General features: G+C 63.5%; 19 protein-coding genes. 6 read left to right on the top strand and 13 right to left on the bottom strand.

The window, feature by feature from the left end:
- Positions 1-56 precede the first annotated feature (56 nt).
- The 7 genes from ACQCST_RS15555 to ACQCST_RS15525 form a co-directional block, all read right to left on the bottom strand.
- A complete protein-coding gene (locus tag ACQCST_RS15555; RefSeq protein ID WP_426996635.1) occupies positions 57-278 on the bottom strand; it encodes an NF038396 family protein in 222 nt (73 codons plus the stop codon).
- Complete coding sequence (locus ACQCST_RS15550) at positions 279-869, bottom strand: dihydrofolate reductase (protein WP_426996634.1); 591 nt, start codon at positions 867-869, stop codon at positions 279-281.
- Entirely contained in the window at positions 866-1,669 is an 804-nt protein-coding gene (locus ACQCST_RS15545; RefSeq protein ID WP_426996633.1) for a thymidylate synthase, read from the bottom strand. The genes ACQCST_RS15550 and ACQCST_RS15545 overlap by 4 nt, the downstream gene beginning before the upstream one ends.
- Before the next feature lie 493 nt (positions 1,670-2,162).
- A complete protein-coding gene (locus ACQCST_RS15540; protein ID WP_426996632.1) occupies positions 2,163-3,131 on the bottom strand; it encodes an NUDIX hydrolase in 969 nt (322 codons plus the stop codon).
- Positions 3,132-3,142: 11 nt separating this feature from the next.
- A complete protein-coding gene (locus ACQCST_RS15535; protein WP_426996631.1) occupies positions 3,143-5,392 on the bottom strand; it encodes an RNA degradosome polyphosphate kinase in 2,250 nt (749 codons plus the stop codon).
- A gap of 118 nt (positions 5,393-5,510) precedes the next feature.
- On the bottom strand, positions 5,511-6,482 hold the full coding sequence (mshD, locus tag ACQCST_RS15530) for a mycothiol synthase (RefSeq protein ID WP_426996630.1): 972 nt from the start codon (positions 6,480-6,482) through the stop codon (positions 5,511-5,513).
- A 245-nt stretch (positions 6,483-6,727) separates the two neighbouring features.
- Positions 6,728-7,426: a winged helix-turn-helix transcriptional regulator gene (locus ACQCST_RS15525; RefSeq protein ID WP_426996629.1), complete on the bottom strand. Its 699-nt coding sequence runs from the start codon at positions 7,424-7,426 to the stop codon at positions 6,728-6,730.
- 392 nt (positions 7,427-7,818) lie between these two features.
- Here ACQCST_RS15525 and ACQCST_RS15520 point away from each other — a divergent pair, with 392 nt between their 5' ends.
- From ACQCST_RS15520 to ACQCST_RS15495, 6 genes are all read left to right on the top strand, one after another.
- Positions 7,819-8,553: a permease gene (locus ACQCST_RS15520; protein ID WP_426996628.1), complete on the top strand. Its 735-nt coding sequence runs from the start codon at positions 7,819-7,821 to the stop codon at positions 8,551-8,553.
- Between the two features lie 139 nt (positions 8,554-8,692).
- On the top strand, positions 8,693-9,319 hold the full coding sequence (locus tag ACQCST_RS15515; RefSeq protein WP_426996627.1) for an FABP family protein: 627 nt from the start codon (positions 8,693-8,695) through the stop codon (positions 9,317-9,319).
- Positions 9,320-9,365: 46 nt separating this feature from the next.
- Positions 9,366-10,088: a flavodoxin family protein gene (locus ACQCST_RS15510; protein WP_426996626.1), complete on the top strand. Its 723-nt coding sequence runs from the start codon at positions 9,366-9,368 to the stop codon at positions 10,086-10,088.
- Between the two features lie 76 nt (positions 10,089-10,164).
- Positions 10,165-11,247, top strand: coding sequence for a YgfZ/GcvT domain-containing protein (locus ACQCST_RS15505; protein WP_426996625.1), 1,083 nt, complete (start codon positions 10,165-10,167; stop codon positions 11,245-11,247).
- The gene (locus ACQCST_RS15500; RefSeq protein ID WP_426996624.1) at positions 11,247-11,639 is read left to right on the top strand and encodes an ankyrin repeat domain-containing protein; all 393 of its coding nucleotides are present in this window, start codon (positions 11,247-11,249) and stop codon (positions 11,637-11,639) included. The genes ACQCST_RS15505 and ACQCST_RS15500 overlap by 1 nt, the downstream gene beginning before the upstream one ends.
- A 44-nt stretch (positions 11,640-11,683) precedes the next feature.
- Complete coding sequence (locus ACQCST_RS15495; protein WP_426996623.1) at positions 11,684-13,207, top strand: DHA2 family efflux MFS transporter permease subunit; 1,524 nt, start codon at positions 11,684-11,686, stop codon at positions 13,205-13,207.
- Positions 13,208-13,219: 12 nt separating this feature from the next.
- On the opposite strand, the gene ACQCST_RS15490 is transcribed toward ACQCST_RS15495, so the two are convergent.
- The 6 genes from ACQCST_RS15490 to ACQCST_RS15465 all read right to left on the bottom strand — a co-directional run bounded on the left by ACQCST_RS15490 (position 13,220) and on the right by ACQCST_RS15465 (position 17,697).
- Complete coding sequence (locus tag ACQCST_RS15490) at positions 13,220-13,996, bottom strand: GNAT family N-acetyltransferase (RefSeq protein ID WP_426996622.1); 777 nt, start codon at positions 13,994-13,996, stop codon at positions 13,220-13,222.
- A gap of 38 nt (positions 13,997-14,034) precedes the next feature.
- Complete coding sequence (locus ACQCST_RS15485) at positions 14,035-15,060, bottom strand: ATP-dependent 6-phosphofructokinase (protein ID WP_426996621.1); 1,026 nt, start codon at positions 15,058-15,060, stop codon at positions 14,035-14,037.
- A gap of 71 nt (positions 15,061-15,131) precedes the next feature.
- Positions 15,132-15,368: a hypothetical protein gene (locus ACQCST_RS15480; protein WP_426996620.1), complete on the bottom strand. Its 237-nt coding sequence runs from the start codon at positions 15,366-15,368 to the stop codon at positions 15,132-15,134.
- 189 nt (positions 15,369-15,557) lie between these two features.
- On the bottom strand, positions 15,558-15,815 hold the full coding sequence (locus ACQCST_RS15475; RefSeq protein ID WP_426996619.1) for a PspC domain-containing protein: 258 nt from the start codon (positions 15,813-15,815) through the stop codon (positions 15,558-15,560).
- Between the two features lie 3 nt (positions 15,816-15,818).
- Positions 15,819-16,100 carry a hypothetical protein gene (locus ACQCST_RS15470; protein ID WP_426996618.1) on the bottom strand — a complete coding sequence of 94 codons (282 nt, stop codon included), beginning with the start codon at positions 16,098-16,100 and terminating at the stop codon, positions 15,819-15,821.
- 1 nt (position 16,101) lies between these two features.
- Positions 16,102-17,697, bottom strand: coding sequence for a PspC domain-containing protein (locus ACQCST_RS15465; protein ID WP_426996617.1), 1,596 nt, complete (start codon positions 17,695-17,697; stop codon positions 16,102-16,104).
- Positions 17,698-17,779: the final 82 nt, after the last annotated feature.

The following is a 17,779-nucleotide window of genomic DNA, read 5'->3' as shown; positions in this document are numbered from 1 at the left end:
GGGAGCCCTGCACCGCTGTTGGTTACGTCATCGCCGCTGTGCAGTACCGACTACGGCTACCGGCCGCCGTCGTGCTCTTCCAGCAGCACCGTCCTGCGCTTGCGCAGCGCAAACACCGCGCCGAACGCGAATACCTGCGTGATCACCACGAGCACTATGGCGCCCATGATCTTGTTGCCGCCCAGAATCATGGTCAGTCCCACGATGGCGGAGAGCAGCGCCAGTAGCGGCAGAAGCATGTAGCCCAGGACAAAGAGGGTTTCCGGCTTCTTCAGCATTTAGCCCTCCGCCCGGCGCCACATGGTGAACCGGTACCGGGTACCGTTGGTGGCGGTCATCCAGCCTTCCGGGGGCACTATGGTTCCGAACTTCCAGTCGTCGCCCAGCTCAGGGGCGTAGGTGTCACCTTCAGCCTCGGAATCGATCACCGTGACGATGGCGATATCCGCGATGTCCATGGACTGCCTGAAGATTTCGCCGCCGCCAATGATCCAGACTTTCTGCCCGCCCGGCGCGAACTGGGATTCCAGCAAGGCGTCGTCCAGGGATCCGACCACCAGGGCGCCCTCGGCCTCAGCCGTCTGCCCCCAGCCGTTTTGGCGGGTGATCACAATGTTGGTGCGCCCGGGCAAGGGGCGGTACTTCGCCGGAAACGACAGCCACGTTTTCCGTCCCATGATGACGGGGTGGCCGGTGGTCAGCCTGGTGAAATGCTTCATGTCTTCCGGCAGGTGCCACGGCATGTCGCCGTCCTTGCCGATCACTCCGGCGGTGGTCTGCGCCCACACCAGCCCGATGCCGGTCATCGACGCGGCCACCTCTTCGGTGAAAATCAGGGGCATGGGTCCGGACGGATCGTTGGTGCTCATACGGCTATCGGCGCCTTAATCGTGGGGTGGTGGCGATATCCGGCCACAGTGAAATCGTCGAGGGTGTAGTCGAAGATCGAGCCGGGTTTGCGGCTGAACTCCAGCTGCGGGTACTCATAAGGTTCCCGTTCCAGCTGCTTGAGGACCTGGTCCATGTGGTTGTCATAAATGTGGACATCGCCCCCGGTCCAGACGAACTCGCCGGGCTCCAGGCCCACCTGTTGCGCGATCATGCAGGTCAGCAGGGCATAGGAGGCGATGTTGAAGGGCACGCCCAGGAACATGTCGGCAGAGCGCTGATAGAGCTGGCAGGACAGCTTTCCGTCGGCCACGTAAAACTGGAAGAACGCGTGGCAAGGCGGCAGCGCCATGTCCTTGAGTTCGGACACGTTCCAGGCGGACACAATGTGCCGCCGCGAATCCGGGTTGGCTTTCAGGTTCTCGATCAGCTCGGAGATCTGGTCGATGTGGCCGCCATCCGGTGTGGGCCAGCTGCGCCACTGGACGCCGTACACGGGGCCGAGCTCGCCGTCCGCATCTGCCCACTCGTTCCAGATGGTCGTGCCCTGGTCCTGCATCCATTTGACGTTGCTCTCGCCGCGCAGGAACCAGAGCAGCTCCACTGCCACGGACTTGAAATGCACCCGTTTGGTGGTGATCAGCGGAAAACTCCTGCTCAGATCGAAGCGCAGCTGGCGTCCGAAAACACTGCTGGTACCGGTTCCGGTACGGTCGGATTTGTGCGTGCCGTTGGCCATGACGTCGCGCAGGAGGTCTTCGTAGGGCGTTGGAATAGTCACGGCACAAGTCTACTGTGACGGACCTGGGCCCCGGAGTCTGCCGCGGAGCAGATCAAGCAACGTTTCGTCGCTTAGACCGGCGTCCCGTCCGGCCTGCACCAAGAGGTCGACGGCGGCAGTCACCTCCGCAGGGGCTGCGCCACTTCGCCCGGCGGGACCGCAAACTGCCACCACGGTGCCGTGCCGGCGTCGGGATTCCATCGGGGCGGCTGCCACCTCCACATGAGCAGGAGCACGCATGCGGACCCAAGCCCGGCTGCATTGATCCGTGACGTTGCGCCTGAGAAAGGGCCTGGCCGGGCGGCGAAGTTGCCGGCTATGGCAGCGAGGCCGGCCGCAATCGTGGCAACCGTCCGCAGCAGCCGGTTCGTGACGATGATCCGGAGCAGATTGTTTCAGGACGTCAAAGGAGCCCGGTTCTCCCGTTGCTCTATCACTTTGCGTCCCTAAACCGGCAAATGGCTACCAAAAGTGATAGAGCAACGGGGCGTGTTCAGTCGTCGAACGGCTTGAACTGCTCCACGGACACTATTTTATTCTTGCTGCCGTGGGCCACCTGGCACACGATGATTTCACCGGGCGTCAGGTACGGATCCGATGAAGGCAGCAGGGCGCGCAGCTGCGAATTCATGTGAACGGCCAGTTGGGCCAGGACCGTAGGCAATGCGGGGCGGTGGGTGCATACGGCAACAGCCCGCTGTTTGTCAAAAAGGGACTCAGTCACCTGGGCAGTCTTCCGAGGGCTTCGGCCATGCCGGTGTTCGGTCAGCGCATCCGCCAGTTTCACCTTGGCATCCACGGCTTTGGCATAGGGCGCAATGGTGGCGACGCACCGGAGCCAGGGGCTGCTCAACACGCGAAGCGGCCGCCAGGCCTGCAGCAGGCGCTTGACGGCCTGCGCCTGCCGGATCCCTGTTGCTGCCAGCGGACGCTCGCCCTCAGCCTTGCTCCAGGACGATCGAGGCTTCGCCTTGGCATGGCGCACAATCACCAGCGGCCATGTTGCGAGTTCCTTGTTGTGGTGGGCGTCAACCAGATGGTTCAAGGGATCGACGTCGGAGGGATTGCTCAGCAGGCTGGCCGCCTTCTCGGGGGCGCACCACATCACGCTGTCCACTTCCTTGCCGTCAGGGCGCAAGGGGCTGCCGTTGACTTCCACCGCCCAGTAATGGACAACCTTCAGCCCGGCCGAGACATGGTAGTGGATGGGCGGGAGCGGGACCCCAAGAGTTGCCGTCAGCCCGATCTCTTCCTCAACCTCGCGGACCGCGCATTCAGGGACTGTTTCGCCGGCGTCGAGCTTGCCCTTTGGCCAGGACCAGTCATCGTACCGGGGCCGATGGATCAGCAGCACTTCCAGGTTGTCCTTGTTCACACGCCACGGCAAGGCTCCTGCGGCCGTAATGGCCACTGGCTCGCCCGGATGGTCGGTCTGGTCGCTTACGGGGGAATCGCTCTTCAATGCAGCGTTTCCTAGCGCCGGCTCGACGAACGCTGACGGGAGCGGGATGCGAGCAGCCACGACTGGATATCATCGAGATTGCTATCATCCTCTGCCAGATGATGACGGGTCCATTCACCACCGTTGTCCAGGTGCCAGCTGGCTGTTTCCGGGTCCATGTACCGGTCCAGCAGATCCAGCACGTACGTGGTGTCCTCGCCGCTGGCCAGCTGAACGAGGGCCTCAACCCTGCGGTCCAGGTTGCGGTGCATCATGTCCGCCGAACCGATGTAGACCACCGGATTCCCGCTGTTGGCAAAGGCGAAGACGCGTGAGTGCTCCAGGAAGCGGCCCAGCACTGAGCGGACGGTGATGTTCTCACTCAGCCCCGGAACGCCCGGACGCAGCGAACAGATGCCGCGGACAATCACGTCCACCTTCACACCTGACTGGGAAGCCCGGTAGAGGGCGTCGATGATGGCCTCGTCCACAATGGAGTTGACCTTGATTTGGACCCTCGCGGCAATTCCGGCGCGGGCATTCCTGATCTCGGTCTCGATTCGGTCGATCAGGCCTGAGCGCACGGAACGAGGGGCAACCAGCAATCGCTTGAAGGTGGATTTCGGGGCATAGCCAGAGAGCTGGTTGAAGAGCTTGGAAAGGTCTTCACCCACCTGTTCGTTGGCGGTCAGCAGGCCAAGGTCTTCGTAATAGCGGGCCGTCCGCGGGTGGTAGTTACCGGTGCCGATGTGGCAGTAGCGGCGCAGTCCGTCCACTTCCTGGCGGACCACCAGAGACAGTTTGCAGTGTGTCTTCAGCCCAACGATGCCGTAGACAACATGCACGCCGGCCTGTTCGAGTTTTCGTGCCCAGGAGATGTTGGCCTGCTCGTCAAAGCGTGCCTTGATTTCCACCAGGGCCAGAACCTGTTTGCCGGCTTCGGCAGCATCGATGAGGGCATCCACGATCGGGGAATCGCCGGACGTGCGGTACAGGGTCTGTTTGATGGCCTGGACCTTGGGGTCGGCCGCGGCCTGTTCGAGGAAAGCCTGCACGGATGTGGAGAAGGAATCGTAGGGGTGGTGCAGCAGTATGTCCCTGCGGCGCATGGCCGCGAAGACGTTAGCCGCCTTGGATGTCTCGGATTCGTTAAGGTAGCGCGAGGTGTGGGGCACGTGCTTGGGGTAGTGCAGGTCGGCACGGTCGATCCCGGCGATGACCGAAAGTCCGCGCAGGTCCAAAGGAGCGGGAACCGAATAGACCTCGGATTCCTCAACTCCCAGTTCTCGTATCAGCAGCGCCCGGATATTGGGGTTGATGTCGTTGGTGACTTCCAGCCGAACGGGAGGGCCGAAACGGCGCCGCAGCAGCTCCTTTTCGAGCGCCTGCAGCAGGTTCTCGGCGTCGTCCTCTTCCACCTCCAGGTCCTCATTGCGGGTGACGCGGAAGATGTGGTGCTCCAGGACTTCCATGCCGGCGAAGAGCTTGTCCAGATGGACCGCAATGACCTCCTCCAGCGCAATGAACCGCGCCACCCGGCCCGGCACGGCACCGGCACGGGGGCCGTCGATAGAGATCAGCCGGGGGAGCTGGTCAGGGACCTTGACACGGGCGAACAGTTCCTTGTCACTCACCGGGTTTCGCACCACCACTGCCAGATTCAGGGACAGCCCGGAAATGTAGGGAAACGGGTGGGCGGGATCAACGGCCAGCGGCGTCAGGATGGGGAAAACCTTCTCCGCAAACATGATGCTGAGCTGGTCTTTGGCCTGATCGTCCAGCTCATTCCAATGCATGAGGTGGATGTGCTCGTAGGCGAGGGCCGGCCGGATCTGCTCCGCATAGACCCGGGCGTGGCGTTGCTGGAGGCGGTGTGCCTCCTCGCCGATCTGCTCCAGGACCTCCACCGGACTCAGCCCCGCGGGTGATGGAACAGCCAGGCCCGTGGCGATGCGGCGTTTCAGGCCGGCCACCCGGACCATGAAGAATTCGTCAAGGTTGGACGCAAAAATGGACAGGAAGCCGACGCGTTCCAGGAGGTGTAGGTTGGCGTCTTCCGCAAGCTCCAGGACCCTGGAGTTGAAGGACAGCCAGCTGAGCTCGCGGTCCAGGAAACGGTCCGGCCGGATGTCGCCTTCGGGCTCCAGATTCGGTGCGAACTCCGGAATGTCGATCCGGTCCTGGGTGGCGCGGGAAGCCGGTACTTCGGAGGAGCCGAAACGGGCACGCACAGGCGCAGCCTTGGCTTCAGACGTGGCTGTTCCGGCGGATTCCCGTTGCATGGTCTCTCCTTGAGTGCTGGCGCGTGCTGCTGGCGCGATTTAGCTTCAACCTTACAAGCATTCATCCGGACGCAGGCCCAGATTTCAGGCCGGGCGCACCGAACGTCAGGGGATCGGATTAACCCTTGGTTAACGGCCCGTACATAACGTCAACGTCCCACCGTGTGAAGCCCAGTTGCCGGTACAGCGCCACGGCGGGAATGTTGTCCGCATCCGTGTAAAGCATGACAGCGTGCAGGCCCAGCTGCTGAAGGTACCGGATTCCTGCCACAGTGAGCGCCTTGCCCAGGCCCATGCCCTGTGATTGCGGCGTTACCCCCACTACGTAGACCTCTCCCACGGCAGGATGGCTGCCATGACGAGCATGGACCTTGGTCCAGTGGAACCCCAGAATCTGACCGGACCTGTCCACCGCCAACAGGAATCCCGCGGGGTCGAACCAGTCCTCGGCCATTCTCGCCTCGAGATCCGCGCGTGTCATGGCACCTTGCTCGGGGTGATGTGCAAAGGCGGCCCGGTTGGCCGCAAGCCAGGCGTCTTCGTCCTGGCCTGGCACAAAGGCACGGAGAGCCACCCCGTCCGGGAGGCCGGCGTCGGGCAACTCCGCCGCCGCAGTGGTGAGCCGCATCTTCCACAGTTCACGGACGGGACCGTAACCGAACCGGGCTGCGAGATCCGCTGCGGCCTCGTGGTTGCCGTGTGACCAGGCCTTCAGCCCGTCAAAGCCGCGGGATGTCTTGAGCGTGCTCACCAGACGGTCAGCGACTCCCTGGTTGCGGTAACTGGGGTGCACCGCAATTTCGAGAACTCCGGTGCCGTCTGCTTCCTGCACCACCACGGCAAACCCGGCCAGATCCTGCGCCGTGGCCGGATCGGACTTCTCATCCGGTGAATAAAGGGCAAGGGTGAGCAGAGAGTGGGCGCCGGTGTCCGCGGCACGGAGCGTCACAAGTGTCTGCTCGGACAAGGAAGGATTGCCGTCAGACTCTTCGGCGGACACCAGAACGGCCCGGATATCCTTCATCAGCCGCTCATCCACGGTGCCTTTGACAACGAGTATGGGCCAGTTTTCCGGATGCGCAGAACTCATGGTGCAAGGTTATACGGCCAGCACGGATTGTGCGCCGGATTTGATGCATGCGCCCCAAGGGACGTATAGTCGATATTTCGTCCGGCATTCCGATGCGGATGCGAGGGGGATCCACCACTGGGGTGGCCTCGATACGTTCGACCCGTATGTCCTCCACAGATTGCTCCACGGATCAAGAACAGCCCCGGGCTTAAACGTCCGGGGCTGTTCTGCTTAAGTCTGTTTCCATCAGGCCGCTTGCCGCGTCAGGCTTCAGTGAGCTCGTCTTCCTGCTGTCGCACGAGCGTGAGCCGGTAACCCACATTCCGTACGGTGCTGATCAGGTTTTCGTGGTCCGCGCCGAGCTTGGCGCGAAGCCGCCGGACGTGGACATCCACAGTCCGGGTGCCGCCGTAGTAGTCGTAGCCCCATACCTCGGTGAGCAGCTGCTGGCGGGTAAAGACGCGTCCCGGGTGCTGGGCCAGGTACTTCAGGAGCTCGAATTCCTTGAACGTGAGATTCAGCGGTGCGCCGTTGACCCGGGCGGTATAGCTGGCTTCATCGATAACGACGCCGGCAGCCCGGATTTCGGTAGGGGCGTCTTCTTTGTCCGCAACGGCCTTCGCCATGGCCAGCCGGAAGCGGGCCTCTACTTCCGCGGGGCCCGCGGAATCGAGCACGATGTCATCAACGGCCCAGGCGGAGGATACTGCGGCCATGCCGCCTTCGGTCAGGATCAGCACCAGCGGCGCGCTCAGTCCCGTGGCCTTGAGGAGCTGCGTCAGGGAGCGTGCCCCCACCAGGTCCTTGCGGGCGTCCAGCAGGACGATGTCACAGGGGTCCGTCTCGAGGAGGGCCGTGGGCTCGGCGGCCAGAATATGTACGCGGTGGTTGAGAAGCTCCAAGGCAGGCAGAATATCCACCGATGATCCAGTGCTGTTCGTCAGTAGCAGGATGTGCGACATTGTTCCTCCAGGGGGCCGTCCGCGCATCTTTGGGCGTCTGAACCGGGCTTTCACCGGCCGGTACTGGCTACCTGCATTGGGTCAGGGACATCGACAAAACATGCTGACCGGCACCCGTTGCAGGAAGCGTAGCTGAGTTCTGAGTATACCTAACCAGCCCTAAACAGACACTGGTTGCGGGGTGCAGCGGGCCCGTTTTACGACATATCCGGGTCATATAGGGCAGGATTGAACCGTCAGGGACCGAAGCCCGAGAGGGAACTGCCCATTGCGGGCACCGCAGCCCGCCGAGGGCACCGCCAGGATGAGGACGCAGCGAAGTTGAGTGCAGAGTCGAAGTTGAGTTTCACGGCAGGGTTTGAAAAAGCGGGCCTCCGGACAGTGGGCATGCAGTGAAGTTCTGGAGCGTCGGGGTGATCGGTCTCGTCGGCGTTGCAGCCATCGTTGGCAGCGTCTATGTCTCGCCTGGTGCGCTGCTGGCCCTCGCTGTGGTTGTTGCGCTTGCTGTTGGTATCGGCTGGCCGCACTATTTGGGGATTCCCGCAAAAAAGACCCTTGCGGCCGTGATCGGGCTCCCCGGTGCAGGCTCTGCCGTGGCCGCTTACTATGTTCCGGCGCCGGGTTTCCTGAACTGGACTCCGGCTTTTATCGCCCTGGGTGTGATGGCCATATTTGTGGTGCAGCTGATCCGGGGTACCGGGCAGGCCCAGCGCCTGGAGTCCACCCTTGGTTGCTGCGTGGGGGTGTTGCTTTCGTGTCTGGGAGCAGGCTGGATCGCAGGCGCGCGATTCAACGGCGTCAAGGAAATGCTGCTTGTTGCGGGCGTCAGCGCTGCGGTTGCTCTCCTTGCCGGCCTGATCCAATGGCCGGACCGGATCGTGGCGCCGCTGGGAGTCATCCTGGCCGGGCTGGCCGGTCCGCTCGCTGGCGTTGTTTTCTCCGATATCGCGGTCCTGCCGGCCGCAGTCTTCGGGGTGGTGGTGGGGGCTGTCCTGGTGAGCTTCCGCCGGCTGGTAACCCTCCGAGGAGGACCGATCAACTTCCTTGCAGCCCTGAGCATGGGCCTGGGGCCCGTTTCAGCGGTGGGTTCCCTCGCCTACTTCATAGATAAACTACTCATCTACTAAAGCGTTAGGATGGCATCATGTCCGTACTTGCATTTGAGATTGTCTTCCTGGTCCTGCTCGGCATTGCCAGCCTTTCCATGGCCTGGTTCGCCGGCTTTGTGGTCTACCGCCTGTTCAAGGGCCAGAAGTAAGCAGTCCTGTGCCGATTGAGATTCCCACGGATCTGACCTCCGAACTCGTTCCGCTGTCCTGGCTCATTGGTGAGTGGGAAGGCCGCGGGAGGCTCGGCAGCGGCGACGAGGATTCAGAGCACTTCTTCCAGCGCATGGCGTTCACGCATAACGGCCTGCCGTACCTCCAGTACCGCGCTGAAAGCTGGTTGACGGACGACGACGGCACGCAGCTGCGGCCGCTCACAGTTGAGACGGGTTTTTGGGCGCTAGAGCGAAAACTGCTGGACGCCGACGGCGGGCCTGGCCTGAGACCTGCCGACATCGTCCCTGCGTTGAAGAGCGCCGATGAAGTCGAGGCGCTTCGCAACGGTGACGGCGGTTTTGATATTTCCGTATCCATCGCCCACCCCGGCGGCATCTCCGAGCTGTACTACGGGCAGATCAAGGGCCCCCAGATCCAGCTCACCACGGACATGGTGATGCGCGGAAGCCACTCCAAGGATTACAGTGCGGCCACCCGGATCTTCGGGCTGGTGGACGGTAATCTGCTGTGGCGCTGGGACGTTGCCACCGGTGGCGGAGCCGCTGAAAAGTCCGCGCCGGGCAACGGGCTCGGACCCCATGCTTCAGCCTTCCTTAAGAAAGTAAGCTAGGCCTCACCGAATACTCCGTTCTCCAGCGAATGCAGGGAGCAACACAGTGAATCATCCTGAGCGAGCCAAGGACTACAGCGATCTCAAGGCCGTCTTCTTCAACGGCACCCTCAAGAAGTCGCCGGAAACCAGCAACACTGACGGCCTGATCAACATCAGCCGGCTGATCATGGAAAAGCAGGGCGTCGGCACAACGGTGATTCGAACCGTGGATCATGAGATCGCCAGCGGTGTGTACCCGGATATGCGCGAGCACGGCTGGAGGGCAGATGAATGGCCGGAGCTGTACCCGGCTGTCGAGTCGGCCGACATCGTGGTGGTGGCAGGCCCTATCTGGCTCGGCGACAATTCCTCCCAGACCAAAAAGCTCATTGAACGCCTGTACGCCCACTCGGGCCAGCTCAATGAGAAAGGGCAGTGGGCGTTTTATCCGAAAGTGGGCGGCTGCCTCATCACCGGGAACGAGGACGGCATCAAGCACTGCGCCATGAACGTTCTCTACAGCCTCCAGCACGTCGGGTTCACCATCCCCCCGCAGGCCGACGCCGGGTGGATAGGGCCGGTTGGTCCGGGGCCGAGTTATCTGGACGAAGGGTCCGGTGGTCCGGAGAGCGACTTCACCAACCGCAACACCACGTTCATGACGTGGAATCTGTTGCATTTCGCCCGCATGCTTAAGGACTCCGGCGGAATTCCCGCCTACGGCAACCTTCCCGAAGAATGGAAGGCCGGAACCAGGTTTGACTTCGAAAATCCGGAATACCGCTGATTTCGGCCGGTAGCCGGGGGCCGGTGAGCGGGCCTGTCCGCCGGAATACACACCACGCAAAGGATGTTCCCCCTATATGACTATCAAGAGCCCCCTCCTGTCGCGCCCGGGTGCCGTCGAGGCGGGCGGCCCGGATTCCGGCGTCGCGTCCCATTACGGCGAGCCGCTGCGTGAGCAGCGTGCGCTGGCTGCCGGAACCGCCGTCGTGGATCTTTCCCATCGCGGAATTGTGACCGTCACCGGCCCCGATCGCCTGAGCTGGCTCAACACCCTCTCCTCGCAGCAGCTCACCAGTCTTCCGGCAGGTGAATCCACTGAGCTCCTGTTGCTCAGCGTCCAGGGGCGCATCGAGTTCGACGCACGCGTAGTGGACGACGGCGGGACCACCTGGCTGATCGTTGAGGCCGCCGAGGCGGGGCCTCTTGCTGAGTGGCTCGGCAAGATGAAATTCATGCTGCGCGTCGAGATTGCGGATGTCTCCGCTGACTGGGCCGTTCTTGGCTCCAGCAGGGCCGTGCGGGAATGGTCTGCCCTGAAGGTATGGGAGGACCCCTGGCCGCATGTCGGTGCCGGCGGCTATGCCTACTCAGTGGTGAGCGAAGACGCACATCCGGGAATGGATCGCCCGTGGTTCGAGTACCTCGTCCCCGTTGCTGAGTTGGAAGCCACACTGGGTGACCGCCCGCTTGCCGGTGTGTGGGCCGCCGAGGCGCTGCGGATTGCTGCCTGGCGTCCGCGGCTGGGGGCCGAAACGGATGACAAAACCATCCCGCATGAGCTCGACCTTCTCCGCACAGCCGTCCATCTGTCAAAGGGCTGCTACAAGGGCCAGGAAACCGTGGCCCGCGTACACAACCTGGGCCACCCGCCGCGCCGGCTCGTCTTCCTGCAGTTGGACGGCTCGCAGCACACCATGCCCGAAGTGGGCAGCGAGGTCCGGCTGGGGGAGCGCAAGGTCGGTGTGGTCACCTCCGTTGCCCAGCACTACGAGATGGGGCCCGTGGCTTTGGCCGTTATCAAGCGTTCCGTCGCCCCGGATGAAATACTGACCGTCATGGACGGCGACGAACCGTATACGGCTGCCCAGGAGGTAATCGTGGCGCCCGACGCCGGCCAGGTGGTGGGCCGCCAGACCGGATTCCTGAGGGGTACACGCTGATGACCGAAGACAACACGCCAGACGACGAAACGCTGGCGCTCGCCGAGACTCTGTTCCAGGCTGCCCGCGACGGCGAGACCAACCTGCTCCGCAGCTATCTCAACGCGGGGGCGCCCGGCGCCATGACCAACGCGGCCGGCGATTCACTCCTGATGCTGGCTGCCTACCACGGCCACGCCGAGACTGTGCAGCTGGTGCTCCACCACGGCGGCGACGCCAACGCGGCCAACGACCGCGGGCAGACGCCGCTTGCCGGTGCTGTCTTCAAGGGGTACACCGAGGTGGCCCGGGTGCTGCTGGATGCCGGTGCGGACCCCGATGCCGGCACTCCGTCTGCCCGTGCGGCAGCGGAGATGTTCGCACGCGCGGACATCCTGGCACTGCTGGATTAATCGCCGTTACCGGGTCTTGAGAGCCCGGCTTTCAAAGGAACACTGTGGAAAACGTAACTAAACCATGGCCGGCTCTCTGGTCATTGGTGATCGGCTTTTTTATGATCCTGATCGACACCACCATTGTGTCGGTAGCGAACCCGAGCATCATGAAGGCGCTGGACGCGGACGTTAACGCCGTGATCTGGGTGACCAGCGCGTATTTGCTGGCCTATGCCGTGCCGCTGCTGATCACCGGCAGGCTTGGCGACCGGTTCGGCCCCAAGAACCTGTACCTCGCCGGCCTTGTGGTCTTTACCCTTGCCTCCCTGTGGTGCGGCCTGTCAGGCGACATCCGGACACTCATTACCGCCCGGGTGCTCCAAGGCCTCGGAGCAGCCATGATGACACCGCAGACCATGGCCGTGATTACGAGGATTTTCCCGCCCGACCGCCGCGGCGCAGCCATGGGTTTGTGGGGCGCCACAGCCGGGGTGGCCACCCTGGTGGGCCCCATCCTTGGCGGTGTGCTGGTGGACAGCCTCGGCTGGGAATGGATTTTCTTCATCAACGTGCCCATCGGCATCATGGGATTTGTCCTCGCCTGGCGACTGGTGCCATCGCTTGCCAAGCACCAGCACAAGTTCGACATCCCCGGAGTGGTGCTCAGCGCCGTCGGCCTCTTCCTGCTCGTCTTCGGAATCCAGGAAGGCGAGGCGTACAAATGGGGGATCATTGCAGGCCCCGTCTCGGTGTGGGGCCTGATCATCTCCGGCCTGGTGGTGCTCGTGGCTTTTGTGGTCTGGCAACGGTTCAACAAGGGCGAGCCGCTGCTGCCCCTGGGACTTTTCCGGGACCGCAACTTTTCGCTCGCCAACATCGGCATCACCACGGTGGGCTTCACCGTGACGTCATTCGGACTGCCGCTGATTTTCTACTACCAGCTGGTTCGGGGAATGACTCCCACCCAGTCGGCCCTGATGATGGTCCCGATGGCCCTTATCTCCGGTGGGCTGGCGCCGGTGGTAGGTAGAATCATTGACCGCGTCAATCCGAGATACATTACCGCCGGCGGTCTTGTCCTGATGGCCGTGGCCTTGTTCTGGAACTCGGCCCTGATGCACCCGGACACACCCATCCTGTTGTTCCTGCTGCCGAGCGCTGTGCTGGGCTTCGCGAATGCGGGCATCTGGGCACCGCTGAGCTCAACAGCAACACGTAATCTCCCGCCCAGGCAGGCGGGTGCGGGTTCCGGCGTGTACAACACGACCCGGCAGATCGGGGCGGTGCTGGGCAGCGCGGCCATCTCCGTGCTGATGCAGGCACGCCTGGCCGAGGAACTTCCCAAGGCTCCGGGCGCCACCGGCGAGGCCAGCCCCTTGGTGTTCTCCGGCCGATTGCCTGAGGCTCTGCATGAGGGATTCTCGACGGCCATGGGCCAATCAATGCTGCTGCCTGCAGCCGTTATTGTCCTGGGGGCTGCGGTGGCGCTGTTCTTTGCCAAGCCCAAGCCGGTGCGGGGCTGGGGCGAAGCGCCGGTGCCGATCCCGGACAGTGCCGCAGCGGAGTCATCTGCGCCGGGCCGCTAACTTGGCGGATCTCTAGCGGAGCAGCACGCTGGTGTGGATCCCTCCGGTCACGAATCCCAGGCTCCGGGCGATGGCCAGCGCACCCTTGTTGCTGACATCGGCGCGCCACTGAAGGGTAAGGCCAGATGCCAGTGCCTCGTGGGCGGCGATGGACGCGGCCAGGGAACCTACGCCGCGGCGCCGCCACTCAGGGTCAACCAGCACACCCATGTGCGCCAGCATGCCTTCCCATTCCGAGTAGGCGCCGCAGGCCACCGGCACCCGGCGGCCTTCCTCCACCTGGATGATCGTGTAGCGGTTTTCGAGGTCGGCCAGGCCCACCTCGTTGACGTCATCCGGAGGGCAGAGGCCTTCCAGTTCGATTGCCTCAGGATTCCCGTGCGAGACGGTCAGCTCCTCCGAGGGCTGGCGCAGTGGAAGGTCATCCGCGAAGAACAAGGCAGCCGCTCCCAGGCCGTGCCCGCCGTGGGAGCGAGTGATGGTCAGCATGGTCACGTGCTGGGCCAGCTCCGAATCCGGAATTCCGACGGCGGCGTCCAGAACCCATTGCGGCCCCACCAACGCGGAACTTCCGAAAAGCCGGACGAACTCCACGCGCCGCGCCGACTCATCGGCACGAGTGATCCGGTGGCGGGAGTCGGAGGTGCCCGGGCCGCCGGCATCTGCATCGCCGCCTGCATCACCGCCGGAGCCGGCGGCCCAGGCGGCGGCGAACGCGCCGTCGTCGAGCCCTAAATGCCGGGCCCACGCGAGCTGGATGATGTCTGCCGAACCGGGCTGAAGTGTCATGCGTCCAGCCTATCGACCCACACCCCGCGGACATCCGTTTAGCCGAAGAGTACGGCGGCTTCGTCGTAGCGGTGCTGCGGGACGGTCTTGAGCTTGCCCAGTGCCTCTTCGAAGCCCACGTGTTCGATGTCAGTGCCCTTGAGTGCCACCATGGTGCCCCACCGTTCTTCCACCACGGAGTCCACCGCGGCCATGCCAAGCCGGGTGGCCAGCACTCGGTCGAACGCGGACGGCACGCCGCCGCGCTGGATGTGGCCCAGGATGGTGGCACGCGTTTCAATCCCCGTGCGGGCTTCGAGCTCAACGGCCAGCTGGTCCGCAATACCACCCAGTCGCGGGCGGCCGAAGGTATCCAGGCCACGCTCGGAGTGCGCGGAGTCCATGTGGTCCGGCACGAATCCCTCGGCCACCACCACCAGTGGCGCGCGGCCTCGGTCGTGCGCCTCGTTGACCCATTCGGTGATCTGCTCGATGCTCACGCTCTGTTCCGGAATAAGGATGGCGTGCGCTCCGGCAGCCATGCCGGCGTGAAGCGCGATCCAGCCCACATGCCGGCCCATGACCTCGGCGATCATGCAGCGGTGGTGCGATTCGCCGGTGGTGCGGAGGCGGTCGATCGCTTCCGTGGCAATCTGCACGGCGGTGTCAAAGCCGAAGGTGTAGTCCGTGGCATCGAGGTCGTTGTCCACTGTCTTGGGCACGCCGACGATCTTCAGGCCGGCGTCCGTGAGGCGCTTGGCCGCGGCAAGTGTCCCCTCGCCGCCAATGGCGATGATGGCATCAATGCCCAACCGGTCCAAATGAGCCTTGATGACCTCGGGCCCGCCGCCGTTTTCGAAGGGATTGGTGCGCGAGGTGCCCAGGATGGTTCCGCCCTGCTTGGCAATACCGCGGACCAGGGTGCGGGGGATATCGATGATGTCGCCCTCAACTACACCGCGCCAGCCGTCCAGGAATCCCACGAACTCGTGGCCGTGAATGGCAATGCCCTTGAGGACCGCGCCACGGATGACGGCGTTCAGTCCGGGGCAGTCGCCGCCGCTGGTGAGGATTCCAATTTTCATTTCTTCGGCTCAAATCCTGGTTGAAGTTATGCAGGCAGAGCGCCACGCTGAGCTCACCTAGATTCTAATGGTCAGTGTGTGGAAGGACACAAATGATTACAACAGTCCGCGCTCCATGGCCAACACCACGGTCCGCGTCCGGTCATGGGGGCGACAGGAGGCGCCAGTCCGGTCTCACCACGGGACGCCGCGAACACCGCGGCGATGATCTGCTCGCCCGGAGTGTCTTTGAGCAGGTAGCCGATCGCCCCCGAGTCAACGGCACGCATGCTGTCAGCATCGCCGTCGTACGTGGTCAGGACCAGCACTTTCGTTTCCGGGAACCGAGCTCGGTCCAAATCCAGCGTGCCACCCTGAGGGCGGCGGCTAACAGGTCCGGCCGGTGGAATGTGGTGTCCACCGGCCGGTGGACAAGGTGTTGAGGGACAAGAAATTAAACGGGAGTGCCCCTGCTCCGTACAGCAGAGGCAGCCGAACCCGCGTGTCAGCGCAGCCGCTCAGGAACCGTTGGCGGACCGTTTGTCCAAGAAGGACTGGAGGACAATGGCGTTCTTCTGGTCCGGGAGGACAAGCCAGGCGGCAAGGTATAAGACTATGGCAGGGCCGGGGAGGAGACAGAACAGCAGGAACGCAATCCGGACAAAGGCGACATCCACGTTGAGCTTGGCTGCGATTCCGCCCAAGACTCCGCCGAGCCAACGCTGCGGACCGCGCTTCAGGCCGAAGCCCCTGATAATGCTGAAGAACTTATCCATGAGTCAAGACTTCCCTGTTGTTGGTTCTTTGTCACGTCTGCGGGCAGAAAGCAGTCCGCCGATCACCAGCGCTGCGCCGGCACCGATCATCAGACCGATCAGAACGTACGTTCCGTTGAGGGCCACCACACCCAGCTGGGCAATAACGATCAGGACGGCCAGCGCCAGGACCACAAGGCCCCACACGATGGTGCCCACCCGGGCAGTTGGACCCGGGGCCGTTGTTGAGCCTGGCATTGGCGTGGTTTGGGGTGTGGTTTCGGGTGAGTGGTCAAAGCTGCTCATGTCAGTTTCCTTCCCGGATAGTGACGTTGCTGATGGTGCCGTTGATCTCGACGATCAGCCGGGCGCCGGGCTTGTCGATGTTGTAGTTGCTCTGCCGGGTGGAGATCCCGCCGCGGCGCTGATTTCCCTCATTGAGGTTCCCCAATGTCATGTCGGCGTGGACTTCTACCGGGACGTTGTCCGGTATCACCACGGTCACGTTGCTGGCGGTTACGTCCAAGGGAATCACGACGTCGGAGCTGAGTGGGGTGCCCACGTTCAGATTGGTCAGGTCAACCGTGCCTTGGCCCCCCGTGATGTCGAAGCCCGCATGAGCCTGCTCCACACTGGCTGGATTCCATTCCACATTGTGCAGACGGAATCGGTCACCGTTGGGGATCACATTGAAGATGCCGCCGATGATCAAGGCCACCACCGCGAAGAACCCGAGGATGCCCGAGGTCCTGCCTCTGAGGCCTCCTATCAGGATGCCAAGTCCAAGTACTGCGGCACCGCTGGCCCACACAACGGCGTTGGCCGAGTTGCCCAGATTGATCACATTGCCGGCGTCGAGGGACTTTATCCCGCCGCCCACCAGCAGCGCGATCCCTGCAGTGATGGCGACCGCAGAGGCGCCGGGACCTATTTTCCGGGGCTTTGGTGCGCGAGCCGGGACAGGCGCCGGTGCGTTGCCGGGGCCCCCGGGGCCACCGTAACCGCCGGGGCCCCCGTAACCGCCGGGCCCACCGGTGCCGCCGTAGGGCAGATTGGGGGAGTAGGGGCCGTTAGATCCGGACGGCCAAGCGGTGTCAAAGTGGGTGGTGGCTCCCGATGCCGGGAACGGGGCGGCGGCGCTGAATTCTGCGGCGCTGAATTCTGCGGGGCCGAATGCTGAGGGGCCGCCGGTCTGCGGGCGGGTGTTCATGGGCGTGGTTCCGTTCCGGTTCTTGTTGCGCTGGATCAGGAAGTAGATGAGGTAGATCAGACCGCCTACCCAAATGGCGGTCCAGATGAAGCTGCCGAATCCTCCGTTGCCCCATCCCCAGAAACCTCCGCCCAGACCGCTGAGTCCCAGGACACTGGTGATCAATGCTCCGGTCATGCCGCTTGTCCAGCGTCCTGTGCCTGCCTCCTGAGCGTGGATCCGTCCGTCCGGCTCGGGGAGGAACGCCCACGCCAGGCCGTACAGCAGGACGCCGACGCCCGCGAATAGCGTCAGGACAATGAAGATGCCGCGGACAATCAGCGGGTCGATGCCCATGCGGTGGGCAAGACCGCTCGAAACACCGCCGATCCATCGATCGCGGCCGCGTTGGACTCCGTGGCTGCGGATCCAGCCAAAGAAATCCTGCGGCTGGACCGGCGGTTGGCCTGGAGGCCTGGCCCCACGGGGCTGCTTCCCGTGGGCATGCGACGCAGGTCCATCTTCCGGTGTGTACGGAGGAGGGGGCATTAGCGGTTCTGTGTGGGCCCCTGGCTGCGGGCCGGAACTGGGCTCGGCAGCCGGTTCGGTTGCGGATTCGGCCGAGGGCTCGGCGCCAGGCGCGGTTGCCGGCTCGGCGTCCGGACGTGCTTCGGGCTGCTGCCCGTCATCGGGGGTGGGGTTTTGCGAGTTCATACTTCGATACTGCCGGTTGAAGGGTGCCTTCCTCTATTGGGGGATACCCTGAGCTGTCCCTGACTTACCCCCGGTTGGCGCC

Origin of the sequence: Pseudarthrobacter sp. N5 (assembly GCF_050157035.1) — a bacterium.
GTDB lineage: Bacteria > Actinomycetota > Actinomycetes > Actinomycetales > Micrococcaceae > Arthrobacter.
Note: the sequence above shows the minus strand (reverse complement) of the source record. Positions and strands in the feature narration are given on the sequence as shown.

What these genes read in the sequence shown, in the direction of transcription:
- ACQCST_RS15555 (WP_426996635.1), bottom strand. Translation starts at nt 278, where the DNA reads ATGCTGAAGAAGCCGGAAACCCTCTTTGTCCTGGGCTACATGCTTCTG.
- ACQCST_RS15550 (WP_426996634.1), bottom strand. Translation starts at nt 869, where the DNA reads ATGAGCACCAACGATCCGTCCGGACCCATGCCCCTGATTTTCACCGAA.
- ACQCST_RS15535 (WP_426996631.1), bottom strand. Translation starts at nt 5,392, where the DNA reads ATGCAACGGGAATCCGCCGGAACAGCCACGTCTGAAGCCAAGGCTGCG.
- mshD (WP_426996630.1), bottom strand. Translation starts at nt 6,482, where the DNA reads ATGAGTTCTGCGCATCCGGAAAACTGGCCCATACTCGTTGTCAAAGGC.
- ACQCST_RS15525 (WP_426996629.1), bottom strand. Translation starts at nt 7,426, where the DNA reads ATGTCGCACATCCTGCTACTGACGAACAGCACTGGATCATCGGTGGAT.
- ACQCST_RS15505 (WP_426996625.1), top strand. Translation starts at nt 10,165, where the DNA reads ATGACTATCAAGAGCCCCCTCCTGTCGCGCCCGGGTGCCGTCGAGGCG.
- ACQCST_RS15500 (WP_426996624.1), top strand. Translation starts at nt 11,247, where the DNA reads ATGACCGAAGACAACACGCCAGACGACGAAACGCTGGCGCTCGCCGAG.
- ACQCST_RS15490 (WP_426996622.1), bottom strand. Translation starts at nt 13,996, where the DNA reads ATGACACTTCAGCCCGGTTCGGCAGACATCATCCAGCTCGCGTGGGCC.
- ACQCST_RS15485 (WP_426996621.1), bottom strand. Translation starts at nt 15,060, where the DNA reads ATGAAAATTGGAATCCTCACCAGCGGCGGCGACTGCCCCGGACTGAAC.
- ACQCST_RS15475 (WP_426996619.1), bottom strand. Translation starts at nt 15,815, where the DNA reads ATGGATAAGTTCTTCAGCATTATCAGGGGCTTCGGCCTGAAGCGCGGT.
- ACQCST_RS15470 (WP_426996618.1), bottom strand. Translation starts at nt 16,100, where the DNA reads ATGAGCAGCTTTGACCACTCACCCGAAACCACACCCCAAACCACGCCA.
- ACQCST_RS15465 (WP_426996617.1), bottom strand. Translation starts at nt 17,697, where the DNA reads ATGAACTCGCAAAACCCCACCCCCGATGACGGGCAGCAGCCCGAAGCA.